We start from the raw sequence: 13427 nt of genomic DNA, 5'->3' as shown, positions 1-13427 counted from the left end.
TAAGGAATAAAGTTAATGGCAATTACCCGACGTGATTTTCTCAACGGTGTGGCGGTCACCATCGCCGCGGGGCTGACCCCTCTGGATTTGGTCAGGGCGGCAGGAAAGGGGTACGAATTTATTGATGGAAGTTATTATCCGCCCGGCTTGACGGGTCTGCGAGGTAACCATCCCGGATCGTTTGAAATGGCGCATGCGTTGGGCCGTGAGCATAAGAAATTTGATTTAACCGCGCTTCCCGTTGAAGAAGAGTACGACCTGGTGATCGTCGGGGGTGGCATCAGCGGACTGGCGGCCGGATGTTTCTGGCGTCAACTCGCCGGGCAAAACACCAAGATTCTGATCCTCGATAACCATGACGATTTTGGTGGTCACGCCAAACGTAACGAATTTAGCGCGGCGGGAAAAAAACTGATCGGCTATGGCGGCAGCGAGTCATTCCAGTCTCCGGCGCACAATTTCAGCCCGGAAGTGCAAACGCTGATGGAAACACTCGGGGTCAGCGCCACCAGGCTGAAAGAGAGTTTTGACGTTAACTTCTATCCCGACTGGCAGCTCAGTCGCGGCGTCTTTTTCGACAAAAAGAATTTTGGTGAGACCAAAATAGTCAGCGGCGACCCCGGTCGCGCGGTCTCCGACGATATTCCACCGAACCGACTCAATGGTCGGAATATCGAAGATTTTATTAATGACTTTCCGTTGAGCGAGAGCGACCGAAAGGCGCTTATTGAACTGCACGTGCGCCCTGGCGACTACCTCCCAGGTATGACGGTCGAGGAGAAAACCGAGTGGCTGGACACCCACAGCTACAGTGAATTCCTCGCCACAAAAGTCGGTTTAAGCAAAATGGCGCTGCTTTACTTCCAGCAGCGCTCCAACGATTTCTTTGCTATCGGCATTGAAGGTATTTCGTGTAGTGATGCCCGGGCATGCGCCTTACCGGGTATGGAGGCGTTAGGGCTGCCGCCGCTGGACGGCGAGTCGCTGGCCGACCTCGAGGAGCCGTATGTTTATCACTTCCCCGACGGCAACGCGGGCCTGGCGCGAATCATGGTCAGATATATGCTGCCAGACGCGCTACCGGGCAATACCATGGAGGATTCTGTCCTCGCCAGACTGCATTACGAAAAACTGGATCTGCCGGAAAATACCACGCGTTTGCGCCTGAACAGTACCGTGATTAATGCGGCTAACGAGTCGGATGGCGTGGCTGTGACCTACCTGCGGGACGGAAAACTGCATCGTGTGCGCGGCAAGAACGCCATTATGGCGGGTTATAACATGATGATCCCGTACCTGGTGCCGGAAACGCCCGAGCAGCAGCAGGCGGATCTCAAGCTGAACGTGAAGGCGCCGCTGGTGTACACCAACGTGGTGGTGAAAAACTGGCAGGCGTTCAGGCAGCTCGGCGTGCATGAGTTTTATTCACCGGCCGCACCGTACAGTCGAATTAAGCTCGACTATCCGGTCAGCATTGGCGGGTATCAGCACCCGGCAACACCGGACGATCCAATGGTGATTCATATGGTTTATGTGCCGACCTATCCGGGCAGTAACTTACCGGCGAGAGAGCAATTTCGCCTTGGACGGGCCTATCTGCTGGGCACGACGTTTGCCGCGCATGAAGAGATGATCCGCGGCCAGTTGCAGGAGATGTTTGGAACGACAGGTTTTGATAATCAACGGGATATCTCCGCCATTACGGTTAACCGCTGGGCGCATGGCTATGCCTACTACGCCAACCCACTGTTCGATGATATGGACAACATGGACAAGGTCGTCGAGCGGGCGCGCAAGCCCATCGGTCGAATTGCGATTGCTAACTCGGATGCCGACTGGAGCGCTTATGCGCATGCGGCTATTGATCAGGCATGGCGTGCGGTTAATGAACTCAAGGATATGGGGTGATCTATGCGTAATGTAACCGTTCTTATCGCCTGCCTGTTTAGCGCGACGGTTTGTGCCGCTGACGCTAACGGTGAGTACATCGCCAGAATTTCAGACTGCGTAGCCTGTCACACCGCCGAGGGTGGAGACGTGATGGCAGGGGGCAAAATGTTTCCCACGCCGGTAGGGGATATTTTCTCGACGAATATTACCCCGGACAAAACCCACGGAATTGGCAACTATTCTTACGAGGATTTTGAAAAAGCGGTGCGTCAGGGCATTGCCAAAGATGGTCATCCGCTTTACCCGGCAATGCCATATCCGTCTTATGCAAAGCTCTCTGACGAGGATGTTCAGGCGCTGTATCGCTATTTTATGCATGATGTCACGCCGTCGGCGACACCGAATAAAGAGAATGGCATTCCGTGGCTTTTCTCAGCCCGCTGGCCGCTGCATATCTGGAACTGGCTATTTACTGACACGCCAGCGACGGCAACTGATAGCGCGAAAACGGATGATAATGCTGCGTTGATAAAACGGGGCGCTTATCTGGTTGAAGGTCCTGGTCACTGTGGCTCCTGTCATACCCCGAGGGGTATGGCGATGAACGAGAAAGCCTACACCCATGCTGATGCGGCGTACCTCAGCGGTGCGATGATTGACGGCTGGTATGCGCCATCTCTCAGGGGCACCGGGATGTCTGAGCAGGAATTAACCACGCTGTTACTGACCGGCAAAAGCAAGCATGCTGCGGTGTCGGGGTCGATGGCTGAAGTCGTCAGTCAGAGTACGCAGTACCTGACGGATGACGATGCGACAGCGATTGCGCAGTATCTGCTGAGCCTGAAAAGTAGCCAGGCGGAGCCGACGCGTGCGGCGGCTACCACGGCCTCCTGGTCGAATTCTCCGCAGGCGGGAAAAGTTGTCTACAACCGCTATTGTTCAACCTGTCACGGTCTGGAAGGCAAAGGGACGGATAACAACGCGCCTTCACTTATCAACAATCCGTTGGTGATGGTTGACGATCCGACCCCGCTGTTCAGAGTGATTTCGCAGGGCGCGGAAACGCCGACCACGCGGGGCAACGTTGCGTTTAAGATGCCGGCGTATAACGGAGTGCTGAGCGAGGGCGAGATGCGCGATGTGATCAACTATGTGCGCCAAATCTGGGGTGAAGGCAATGGCGAGGTCAGCCAGGAGGAGCTTGCCGGGCTTAAACCTGCCACACACTAAGCGTCATGCCGGATGCGGCGCTTGCAGCGCATCCGGCAACGTTTATCCCGCGTTTGCTTTGATGATACCCGCCAGTCGGGTAAATGCCGCCGCCATCTCATGCTCTTCAATGCTGGCAAATCCCAGCAACAGGCCGCTGCGTTTCTCTTCGTTGACGTAGTAACGTGAAAGCGGTCGTACCAATAATCCTTCCGTATTCGCCAGCTGCGCAATTGTGCTGTCGTCGGCATGGGCTGGCAGCTGTAAAATCAGATGCAGTCCGGCGTTGCTGTTGAACGGTCCCAGATACGCCTCCCCGAGTTGCGTGACGATCAGTTCTACCAGCGTCTGGCGACGGCGGCTGTACAACTGGCGCATTTTACGGATGTGCGCGGCGTAGTAGCCCTCGCGGATAAACTCCGCCAGCGCGGCCTGAATCAGCAGGTGTCCGCCGCGATAGAGGTCGTTATGGACTTTTTTCAGCGGTGCGGCAAGCGGTTTGGGCAGCACGACGTACCCGAGTCGGAGTGCGGGGTAGAGCGTTTTACTGAACGTGCCGATGTAGATAACCGGACTCTCTTCTTCCAGTCCTTGCAGTGAAGGAATAGGTTGACCTGAAAAGCGAAACTCGCTGTCGTAATCATCTTCGACTATCCAGCTGTGTGTCTCACGTGCGCGAAACAGCAGCTGCCGTCGCCGGCTCAGGCTCATCACCGACCCAAGCGGGTACTGATGTGACGGTGTCACAAAAATCAGCGTCGGAGCGGCTTCAGACGACGCCGGTGGCACCATGCCCTGTTCATCAACCGCAATGGCCGAGAAATTAACCGCGTTAATGCGCAGGATATTTTTGATTCCCCAGTAGCCAGGTTCTTCAATCCAGGCATGATCGCCAGGGTTACACAGAGTACGGGTCACCAAATCCAGCGCCTGATGGATGCCTTCGGTGATCAGGATCTGCTCCGAAGAGCACCTGACGCCGCGTGCGGTACGCAGATAATCCGCCAGCGCTGCTTTTAGTTCACTGTCGCCACCCGCCGCATCATAGGTGAGAAGCTCTGGTCGCAGGCGTCTTGCCAGTCGGTCCTGGATTTTTTTAAGCGTGCGGTGGGGAAAATGTTGCACATCCGGAACGCCCGGGATAAACGCGCCCCACTGGCGCGGGCTGGCGCTGGCGTTACCGAGTAACTCAAGGCAACGGGCGGACAAGCTGGTGCGGTCTTCCTGTGCAGGAGGCGAGGTTTTCTTGTCGGGGCGCAGCGCGAGATTGTCCAGCACGCTGTCGGTGACAAATGTGCCGCTGCTGGTGCGTGCAGAAATATATCCTTCAGCCTGAAGTTGCTCATACACCCGCAGAACGGTATTGCGCGATAACGTCAGTTCACCCGCCAGATCGCGCGAAGGCGGCATGCGGGTGGCGGGTTTCAGGTTACCTTCAAGAATGCAGCTGCAGATGGCGGCATACAAACGCCGGTGCAGTTTCTCGTCGGCTTGCTGGCTAAATGCATGCTTGATCACATCTCCGGCAAGTGAACGCATTTGGATCCTTAAAATAAAACGATTTGGCTCTCGATTAAAGTACCAGATGGCGTCTAAATTTAAAGGGTAATTCAACCCTGAATGTGTTTATGGACAAGGTGTAGAGAATGAACAATAAAAACCTGCAACAACGTCGTCTGGATGCCACCCCGCGTGGCGTCGGTGTGATGTGTGACTTTTTCGCCCAGTCGGCAGAAAACAGCACCATTACCGATATTGAAGGCAATCAGTATATTGATTTCGCTGCCGGGATTGCCGTACTGAATACCGGACACCGCCACCCTCGCATGGTGCAGGCCGTTGAAGCGCAACTTCAGGCCTTTACCCACACGGCGTATCAAATTGTCCCGTACGAAAGCTATGTCTCGCTGGCGGAGAAAATCAATGCGGTTGCGCCGATTGACGGTTTGCGTAAAACCACGTTCTTCACGACTGGCGCAGAAGCCGTAGAAAACGCGGTGAAAATTGCCCGTGCTCACACCGGTCGTCCAGGCGTGATTGCGTTTGGCGGTGGTTTTCATGGTCGTACATACATGACGATGGCGTTGACCGGTAAGGTCGCACCGTATAAAAAAGGATTCGGGCCGTTCCCTGGCTCCGTTTACCATGCGCCGTATCCTTCTGCGTTGCAGGGCATAACCACTGAGGATTCGGTAAAAGCCATCGAGCGCCTGTTTAAAGCCGATATCGATCCGGGCCAGGTCGCCGCGATTATCTTTGAACCCGTCCAGGGTGAGGGGGGCTTTGTTGTGGCTCCGCCTGAGTTCGTTGCCGCCATTCGCCGTATCTGCGACGAGCACGGTATTGTGATGATTGCTGATGAAGTCCAGAGCGGTTTTGCCCGCACCGGTGAACTGTTTGCCATGGACCATTACACGCACAAAGCGGATCTGATGACCATGGCGAAAAGCCTGGCGGGCGGCATGCCGCTGTCCGGCGTGGTGGGTAAAGCCGAAATTATGGATGCCCCCGCGCCGGGTGGTCTGGGCGGTACCTACGCCGGGAACCCGTTAGCCGTGGCGGCGGCTCATGCGGTGCTCGATATTATTCATGACGAACAACTGTGCCAGCGGGCGGCGGCACTGGGTGAACAACTGCGCGCCGTGTTGAACGATGCCCGTGCGTGGTGTCCGGAACTGGCTGAGGTGCGTGGGCTCGGTTCTATGATCGCCGCTGAGTTTTGTGATGCTGCCACGGGAGAGCCATCTGCAGCAACGGCGCAGCGCGTGCAGAAGAAAGCCCTGGAGCAGGGGCTGCTGCTGCTAACCTGCGGCCAGTACGGCAACGTGATCCGTTTCCTGTACCCGCTGACCATTCCGCAAGATCAGTTTGTAAAAGCGCTGGATATTATTAAATCTGTCACGAAATCGTGAGAGTGAGCGCATAGTATCAACTCGGGCCGACGGTCACTCGCATCGTCGGCTTTTCTTTTCCCACCTGTTTTTCAGCGTAAATTGATCTTCCCCGGTAGATTAACCGGATTTATTGGAAATGCGTTGCCAGTCACGTCGTTATATAATTAAATGCATATCGTTTTTCCTCCTTCCCAGATGGTATCTATGTTAACTCTTCGTTCTTTTGTGCTGGTATGCGCCAGCATGTTCTTTGCGTTTTCAGCGCAGGCAGATCGCACGATTACCGATCAGCTCGGTCGCCAGGTCACGATTCCAGACCACATCGACAAGGTGGTAGTGCTGCAACACCAGACCCTGAATATTCTGGTTCAACTGGACGCCGCGCAGGATGTTGTCGGCGTGATGTCGAGCTGGAAAAAACAGCTTGGGCCCGAGTTCGCCCGCTTTATGCCAACGATTGCCGCATTGCCGACACCGGGCGATCTCACCAGCGTGAATATCGAAAGCCTGCTGGCGATTCACCCGCAGGTGGTGTTTGTTGCCAACTATGCGCCCGCTGAGATGATCCAACAGATTCAGAATGCTGGCATCCCGGTGGTGGCTATCTCATTGCGCCAGGATGCTGCGGGACAGCAGAACAAAATGAACCCAGCCATGGCTGACGAAGAGCAGGCCTATAACGACGGGTTAAAGCAAGGGATTCGCCTGATTGCCGATGTGGTGGGGCGCAAACCGCAGGCTGAAACGCTGATCGACTACGTTTTCGCGGCCAGAGCAAAATTCAATGCGCCGGTGGCGGCTATTCCACAGGCGCAAAAAGTCCGTATTTATATGGCGAACCCCGATCTCATGACCTATGGCTCCGGTAAGTACACGGGGCTGATGATGCAGCATGCTGGTGGGCTGAACGTGGCGGCGGCGAGCGTTAAAGGCGCGCGACAGGTTTCGCTGGAGCAGGTATTAGCGTGGGATCCGCAGGTAATTTTTGTCCAGGATCGCTACCCGCAGGTGGTGACGGAAATCCTGAACGATCCCAACTGGCAGGGCATTGACGCGGTGAAAAATCACCGTGTCTGGTTGATGCCGGAATACGTCAAAGCCTGGGGGTATCCGATGCCGGAAGCGCTGGCGATTGGTGAACTCTGGATGGCGAAAAAACTCTATCCGGATGCTTATAAAAACGTCGATGTTGATGCGCAGGCGCAGGATTACTACCAGCGTTTTTATCGTGTGAACTGGCAGCCTGATGCCGGTAAGTAATCGCGCTTTTCCCCTGCAATCGATGCTCATTGCGGTGGTATTGCTGCTGGGCGTGGGATCGCTGTGTGTTGGGCAATATCCGCTGTCGCTGCGCGATGTGTTTTATCAGTTGAGCCATTATGCAGACACGCAGGGTATGGCGCACCAGATTGTCTGGACCGTCAGGCTCCCGCGTATTCTGATAGCGCTGCTGGCGGGTGGGGCGCTGGGGTTGTGCGGAGCCACGCTGCAAGGGGTGTTTCATAACCCGCTGGTCGATCCGCATATTATTGGAGTGACCTCCGGTTCAGCATTTGGCGGCACGCTGGCGATTTTGCTTGGGCTGGACCCCTTCCTGATGATGGGGTCCACGTTCTTCTTTGGTCTGGCGGCATTAATTCTGGTGTACGCCATTGCCGCGTTGCAGGGGCTGGAGAACACGCTGGTGCTGATCCTCTCTGGCATCATTTTGAGCGGTTTTTTTGCCGCGCTGGTTAGCCTGATGCAATACCAGGCCGACACCGAAGAGACGTTACCCAACATCGTGTTCTGGCTGCTGGGCAGTTTTGCCACCGCCAACTGGCATAAAGTGTGGCTGCTGGCGGTTCCGGTTGGCATCGCGGCCACGGTGTTGTACCGGTTGCGTTGGCGAATCAACCTGTTATCGCTCAATGATAAAGACGCCAAAGCGCTCGGGGTGGCGGTCGTTCCTCTGCGGCGTAGCGTGTTGCTGTGTTGTGCATTACTGGTTGCCGCGCAGGTCGCCGTCAGCGGCAGTATTGCCTGGGTTGGCCTGGTGATCCCGCATCTGGCGCGCCTGCTGGTGGGGGTTGATCACCGACGATTGCTGCCCTGTGCCTTCTGGCTGGGCGGTGGCTTTATGATTGCGGTTGATGATATTGCCCGTACGTTATTGCATGCCGAAATTCCGCTGGGGATCATCACCGCATTGCTCGGTGCGCCGCTGTTTGCCTTTTTGCTTATTCAGTCCAGCCGCAGGGGAAAACGATGACATGTGCCGCACTTAACGTAAATCAACTGGAGTATGGCTACCAGACGCCGTTGTTCGCACCGCTCACGTTCCGTTGTGAGAAGGGCGATATCTGGGCCGTGCTTGGGCGTAACGGTCTGGGGAAAAGCACGCTGCTGGATACGCTGACCGGTACGCTACCGCCGCTTGGCGGGAGTATACACAGTGACGGTGGGATCGGGATTGTGGCGCAGCATACGCATTTGCCGTTTCCCTATACCGTAAGCGACGTCGTGCTGATGGGACGCGCGCAGCATGTGAAGTTGTTTGCGCAACCTGGCCTGCAGGATAAAACGCGGGCGGCGCAGGCGCTGGAGCAGCTCAATATTGCGCATCTTGCGTCCAGTACCTTTAGTTCGCTTTCCGGTGGGCAGCAACAGTTGGTGATGATCGCCCGGGCGTTGGTTACGGATTGTCAGACGCTTCTGCTCGATGAACCCTGTTCCGCGCTGGATTTAGCCAATCAGCAGGTGGTGCTGCAGCTTATTAGCGATCTGGCGTATCGCCAGGGCTGCAGCATTCTTTTTTCGACTCACGATCCGCTGCATGCGTTACAGATAGCCAGTCATACGCTGCTGCTTTTGCCGCAGGGGAGATGGCTGGCGGGGGCAACGCAGGATATTGTGACGGAAGATAATTTGTTCCAGGCGTATGGTTTACCGCTGCGAAAATTCAGCGTGGAACCCCACCAGACGCCGTTTATTGCGCCGTTGTTTACTATCCGACGGTAAGCGGTTCAAAACCGGCGGCGGTCAAAAATTCTTGTCCCTCGCGCGCAAGGATAAAATCAACTAACGCCATGACGTTGTTAGACGCCTCGAGCACCGCCAGCTGATACTCGCAGCGAACGTTATGTTCCGTGGGGATCGTCACGTAGCGAATATCGGGCTGTCCGGCAAGCGTTTTTGCATAGTGTGCGTAGCCAATAAACAGATCCGCCAGCCCCTGGCGAATAATCCATGCGCTGGCCAGTTCACCTTTTGGCACGCTGAGCGTGTCGCGACCGCCGACCAGCGGAATGGCGCGTTCACGCAGGCGTTGTCCCAGGCCGGGCTCGAGCACATCCAGATTGTCGAAAAATACCCAGGTATAATCGCCGGAAGGGTCGCAGCCGGGTGTTGAGGTTCCAATACACAGGGTTGGATCTCGCAGTAATTCCAGCCATTCGCCGGTTTTGCGGGTAGTGAGACTGAGTTGATTCCAGCAAAAGGTTTGCGCGGATACCGCCTGACCACATGCCAGCAACTGCTGCGGATGCGCCCGATTAGCTGAGGCAAACAATGCGCAAGGCTCGCCTGCTTCTATTCGTTCGCGTAATAATCCGGCCGGGCCGTATTCTACACAAACGTCTATTCCGCTAAGACGCGTGAACTGGTTTATCAACGGGGTAAAGGGCAGCCGTAAACTGCCAGCAGCGAAGAGCGTGACAGGAGATGACATCGTGCTTTGGATCCTTCATAGGGAAAAAACAACAGGGTACGAGACGAAAACGTTTAGATTTTGCCCGGGTATCTGAAAATTGTGAAGGGAAAAAGAGAGAATAAGCACCAATTCAAAGAGATATGAAATGGTGCGTCCGAGTGGACTCGAACCACCGACCCCCACCATGTCAAGGTGGTGCTCTAACCAACTGAGCTACGGACGCAAAATGGTGCGTTCAATTGGACTCGAACCAACGACCCCCACCATGTCAAGGTGGTGCTCTAACCAACTGAGCTATGAACGCAACGTTTTAGGTGACAACGGGGACGAATATTAGCGGCACAGACCGAATGAGGCAAGAGGGAAATGGTATTTTTCTGCATGTTTTCACGCGNTTGCAGAGTAATTAAGCAAGTTGATTATATTTTGTTGATTTTGCAGCGTGTTTTTTATTCAGGCTGTGCGCTGGGGGCATAATGGGGGCATTTTGGTCGGCATCCTGCTGTTCAGCATGCTTACCTGATCCGCATTCATTTCGCTGATCCACTTCGAATAAACCTCATAGACCATCTTTGCATTCTCATGCCCCATCTGACTGGCAATGAACGATGGGTTAGCACCTGATGACAGTAGCCAGCAGGCATATGTATGGCGAGATTGATAAGGATCTTTCACTCTAACGCCTGCCCGTTTCATGCCGCTTTCCCAGCTGTATGGAATATCGCCAAACGTAGGTGTGATGTTATTCTCCAGCTGATATACAATCGCTAATATCACGTTAATATGAGTGGAATTTAATTTATCACAGAATTATCGATTGTTCTGATGTCGTTGCCTGATATATCTTTGATGATGTTAACTGCTACCCCATCACTCTTTCTGACTGCCAGAATGTTTAGATCTTTTTCATCGTCACAGTCGAAATTACCTTGTACGGACAATGCAACTGGCGACAGGCTGTCATCTGTAGTGAATGGAACATGTATGACGCCATTCGCTTTATCTATAATCTTTACATCAACTGCACCTGATGTTTTCTCCTGCTCCAGGTTGAAGACTTTTCCATTTCGGGTATCAGTATCCACAATATTATATTCGGCTGATTGTTTTGCGCTTGCAATCACGATCCCGTCAATATCAGCCCCCGCAGAACTGGCTCCTGATTCATTACTGGTGTCTACTAATTTGATATAAGGATAGGGAGATGCTCCCAGTGAATCAACATCATAACCTTTGACTGTACCTGTGCCGTTTTCTTCGGACGACACGGGGTCAATTTTTAGCCATGTTTTATTGTCTGATGACACATATGTGTCCCATGAGTTATAAACTTTATACTCATAAACATAAAAGTCTGCAGCTGAAGTCGTATCTCCAATGAGTGCCATGGGCGCCATTGTCACAATAATACTCCCTCCGCGTCCTAAAGACGTAGCCTGATCATTCGGGTTTCCTAATGCGTATGAAGGTGTATTTTCTGGAGAAACTACTCCTGGCCCTGGCGTGTAATTTATAACAGATGTTCCTGATGCAATGGCTTCAGCGGGAATATCTGGATATCCTGCATATACTTGAGCTAAGCAAGGTGTCGTAGTAAACAACAACGTTGTAACAAATAATACGTTAGAATTCATGATTTATTCTCCTTTAAAAGTCTAACGAGTTTTAGCATTGTTTGTTCAACAAGAATGAGCATTTTTTGATACAAAATGACTGTTTTTGGGAACAACTCTAAGTAGACATTTTTCTCGCAAAAGGTAAGGGTTATGAAAATTTATACATACTGGGTAAACCAGAACAATCAACAAGCACCAATTTATATAAGAATGTGTATTAAAACATGGGAAAAATACATTCCGAATTTTGAATTGATTGTTATCAATGAAAAAAATATTTCCGAATATATAGCAGATGATATAGATCTGGATTCATTCAACAAACTATCATTGCCACAGCAATCTGATGTGGTGTCAGTGGCTGTGCTTTCCAAATTCGGAGGTGTTTTCATTGACGCTGATACAATTATGACGAAAGATGTTACACATTATTTTTTAGATAAAAGGAGGGATGTGTTTTATTCCTTTGGTTATCCTGATAAAAATGCAATACATCTTGCAATTATGTGGTGTGTGGAAAAAAACAACCCAATTTTGGTTAGGTGGTATGAAATAATTAAAGAGAAAATGGAGGTTTTACCAAAATACATAAAATGGGATTATGTCGGCAATTCAATCATTAAAGATATTCTTAATGATGAAAGATATAAAGAAGAATTTGAGATCATTGATCGCTCAAGTAGTGGGAATATTATAGAATCTGTTTTTAAACCATCTGTCGATAGTTCCAAAGCATATACTGAATTTTGGTTCGGCTCAGAAATAACTTCTCCAGAAGAAATAATAAAAAAAGCTAATGCTGGAGCTATCTCTCTGCATAATTCATGGACCCCATATGATTTCAAAAGAAAGTCTATAGAGGATGTAATTGACTCTAACAATACACTGAGTGGTTTACTCTGTTATTTACTGACGGATTGAAATTTAATTTCAATTCCGAGGTTGGCTTCGTAGGCTACCTGTGCCACGACCTGAACGTCGCCTGCTTTAATCTCCAGTTCGCAGAGCGAACGTCGGACCGTCACGCAAATGACGATAAGCCCAAACAATAAGGTCTTTCCTGGCATAGCCAGGCCCCTTGTTGCATTTAAGCGTTCTGAGGTTATAAACCAGTTGTCTAAGTAGGATTAGGACCTCGTTGGTTAATGTGAAAGTTAACTTTCGGGGCTTTTCTCTATCTACCCCCAATTGCCTGAGGTAGATAGCCTCAAGCTCTGTCGCCAGTATACCCACAGGCCCTTGGTAACTCTCAATTTTTATCACTCTTCTCGGAATACATTGTGCAGCTGCTGCAGGATAAACCTGCCGATTTTGCTATCAGCGACTGCATCGAGCGTCTGACCGCCCGGACATTATCTTGACGTCCCGCACAGGTTATACCGGGTTCATCCCCTAATTCTGTGGATAACCGGCCCCACTACGCGTACTGCGCAGCAGCTACACCAGTAATGGATTTTTCCCAGAACTGATATGGCCAATTATGATATCAATAATAAAGAGTCATTGGCAGGAAAATATGCAATAAGATATGAGTTAGGGTAGGTGGATACATTTTATAAGCTAATGAGGATGAAGTGTCAAAGGCAAATACAATATTCAGTAATCAATAATGTTAAATCCATTCAAGAACGCTCCTTCTTCAGTCTCATCAGTTATGAATTTGCAAGGTATGGATTTAGGAATACATTGAAGCAACTAGAGAAAATATTGAAAGCATGTAATTTTATTGCCCCACAGCTAATAATTTATATTGAAACTTCGCCAGAATTAGTTGAAAAAAAGGCATGTGTAATGGTGTTAGAATAGAACACCCAATTTTGAATGCAGGCAAGGTATACAACAACTTGCAGTCTGAAAAAGCACTATGACTGGAAATGAATTATGGGAATATGTAAATGAGAGGACTGAATGACCTGTGCGGTTATGGAGTGGTTTTACCACACTGAGGGGGACTCTCGTTGATATAAAAAAAGCCTGCACGGGCGCGAGCAGGCAAAAAGAAGAGATTTCGAACTTTTTATAATGAGTTACAAAAATAAGATAGGAGCCTGTCAGTAATCCTGTGTAACTGCCATCGTATTAAAGGTGATCGCTCAGGCGGTCACCGAACTCGATAATAAAACGACT

General features: G+C 51.5%; 11 protein-coding genes, 2 tRNA genes and 1 pseudogene. 7 read left to right on the top strand and 7 right to left on the bottom strand.

Features of this window, described 5'->3' with window-relative positions:
• Positions 1-15 precede the first annotated feature (15 nt).
• Together JQ822_RS19470 and JQ822_RS19465 are read left to right on the top strand one after the other, a co-directional pair.
• The gene (locus tag JQ822_RS19470; protein ID WP_213134848.1) at positions 16-1908 is read left to right on the top strand and encodes an NAD(P)-binding protein; all 1893 of its coding nucleotides are present in this window, start codon (positions 16-18) and stop codon (positions 1906-1908) included.
• 3 nt (positions 1909-1911) lie between these two features.
• Positions 1912-3120 carry a cytochrome c gene (locus JQ822_RS19465; protein ID WP_213134847.1) on the top strand — a complete coding sequence of 403 codons (1209 nt, stop codon included), beginning with the start codon at positions 1912-1914 and terminating at the stop codon, positions 3118-3120.
• A gap of 42 nt (positions 3121-3162) precedes the next feature.
• Here JQ822_RS19465 and pdxR read toward each other — a convergent pair whose 3' ends face one another.
• Positions 3163-4638 (bottom strand): MocR-like pyridoxine biosynthesis transcription factor PdxR, encoded by a 1476-nt coding sequence (gene pdxR / locus JQ822_RS19460; RefSeq protein ID WP_213134846.1) that lies wholly within the window; start codon positions 4636-4638, stop codon positions 3163-3165.
• A gap of 107 nt (positions 4639-4745) precedes the next feature.
• Here pdxR and puuE point away from each other — a divergent pair, with 107 nt between their 5' ends.
• From puuE to JQ822_RS19440, 4 genes are all read left to right on the top strand, one after another.
• Positions 4746-6011 carry a 4-aminobutyrate transaminase gene (puuE, locus tag JQ822_RS19455; RefSeq protein WP_213134845.1) on the top strand — a complete coding sequence of 422 codons (1266 nt, stop codon included), beginning with the start codon at positions 4746-4748 and terminating at the stop codon, positions 6009-6011.
• A gap of 186 nt (positions 6012-6197) precedes the next feature.
• A complete protein-coding gene (locus tag JQ822_RS19450) occupies positions 6198-7253 on the top strand; it encodes an ABC transporter substrate-binding protein (RefSeq protein WP_213134844.1) in 1056 nt (351 codons plus the stop codon).
• Positions 7240-8244, top strand: a complete 1005-nt coding sequence (locus tag JQ822_RS19445; RefSeq protein WP_213134843.1) for a FecCD family ABC transporter permease — start codon at positions 7240-7242, stop codon at positions 8242-8244. The genes JQ822_RS19450 and JQ822_RS19445 overlap by 14 nt, the downstream gene beginning before the upstream one ends.
• Entirely contained in the window at positions 8241-8993 is a 753-nt protein-coding gene (locus JQ822_RS19440) for an ABC transporter ATP-binding protein (RefSeq protein ID WP_213134842.1), read from the top strand. The genes JQ822_RS19445 and JQ822_RS19440 overlap by 4 nt, the downstream gene beginning before the upstream one ends.
• Here the strand turns inward: JQ822_RS19440 and JQ822_RS19435 are convergent.
• The 5 genes and pseudogenes from JQ822_RS19435 to JQ822_RS19415 form a co-directional block, all read right to left on the bottom strand.
• Entirely contained in the window at positions 8980-9702 is a 723-nt protein-coding gene (locus tag JQ822_RS19435) for a substrate-binding domain-containing protein (protein ID WP_213134841.1), read from the bottom strand. The two genes, JQ822_RS19440 and JQ822_RS19435, sit on opposite strands and share 14 nt — an antisense overlap.
• 128 nt (positions 9703-9830) lie before the next feature.
• Positions 9831-9907: transfer RNA gene (locus JQ822_RS19430), tRNA-Val, on the bottom strand.
• Between the two features lie 4 nt (positions 9908-9911).
• Positions 9912-9988, bottom strand: a tRNA-Val gene (locus tag JQ822_RS19425).
• 149 nt (positions 9989-10137) lie between these two features.
• A pseudogene (locus JQ822_RS19420) lies at positions 10138-10404 on the bottom strand (tyrosine-type recombinase/integrase); the annotation flags it as partial.
• Positions 10405-10478: 74 nt separating this feature from the next.
• Positions 10479-11318, bottom strand: a complete 840-nt coding sequence (locus tag JQ822_RS19415; protein WP_213134839.1) for a cell envelope biogenesis protein OmpA — start codon at positions 11316-11318, stop codon at positions 10479-10481.
• 132 nt (positions 11319-11450) lie between these two features.
• Between JQ822_RS19415 and JQ822_RS19410 the strand changes: the two genes are divergently transcribed.
• On the top strand, positions 11451-12221 hold the full coding sequence (locus JQ822_RS19410) for a capsular polysaccharide synthesis protein (protein WP_213134838.1): 771 nt from the start codon (positions 11451-11453) through the stop codon (positions 12219-12221).
• Here the strand turns inward: JQ822_RS19410 and JQ822_RS19405 are convergent.
• Complete coding sequence (locus tag JQ822_RS19405) at positions 12203-12367, bottom strand: Hok/Gef family protein (protein ID WP_213134837.1); 165 nt, start codon at positions 12365-12367, stop codon at positions 12203-12205. The two genes, JQ822_RS19410 and JQ822_RS19405, sit on opposite strands and share 19 nt — an antisense overlap.
• Positions 12368-13427 lie beyond the last annotated feature (1060 nt).

The sequence above is a fragment of the Citrobacter sp. FP75 genome (assembly GCF_018342065.1).
Taxonomy (GTDB): domain Bacteria; phylum Pseudomonadota; class Gammaproteobacteria; order Enterobacterales; family Enterobacteriaceae; genus Citrobacter.
The sequence above is the reverse complement of the archived record's forward strand: the minus strand, read 5'-3'. Positions and strand labels throughout refer to the sequence as shown.

Coding starts and splice junctions, on each gene's coding strand:
- JQ822_RS19470 (WP_213134848.1), top strand. CDS start 16: ATGGCAATTACCCGACGTGATTTTCTCAACGGTGTGGCGGTCACCATC.
- JQ822_RS19465 (WP_213134847.1), top strand. CDS start 1,912: ATGCGTAATGTAACCGTTCTTATCGCCTGCCTGTTTAGCGCGACGGTT.
- pdxR (WP_213134846.1), bottom strand. CDS start 4,638: ATGCGTTCACTTGCCGGAGATGTGATCAAGCATGCATTTAGCCAGCAA.
- puuE (WP_213134845.1), top strand. CDS start 4,746: ATGAACAATAAAAACCTGCAACAACGTCGTCTGGATGCCACCCCGCGT.
- JQ822_RS19450 (WP_213134844.1), top strand. CDS start 6,198: ATGTTAACTCTTCGTTCTTTTGTGCTGGTATGCGCCAGCATGTTCTTT.
- JQ822_RS19445 (WP_213134843.1), top strand. CDS start 7,240: ATGCCGGTAAGTAATCGCGCTTTTCCCCTGCAATCGATGCTCATTGCG.
- JQ822_RS19440 (WP_213134842.1), top strand. CDS start 8,241: ATGACATGTGCCGCACTTAACGTAAATCAACTGGAGTATGGCTACCAG.
- JQ822_RS19435 (WP_213134841.1), bottom strand. CDS start 9,702: ATGTCATCTCCTGTCACGCTCTTCGCTGCTGGCAGTTTACGGCTGCCC.
- JQ822_RS19415 (WP_213134839.1), bottom strand. CDS start 11,318: ATGAATTCTAACGTATTATTTGTTACAACGTTGTTGTTTACTACGACA.
- JQ822_RS19410 (WP_213134838.1), top strand. CDS start 11,451: ATGAAAATTTATACATACTGGGTAAACCAGAACAATCAACAAGCACCA.
- JQ822_RS19405 (WP_213134837.1), bottom strand. CDS start 12,367: ATGCCAGGAAAGACCTTATTGTTTGGGCTTATCGTCATTTGCGTGACG.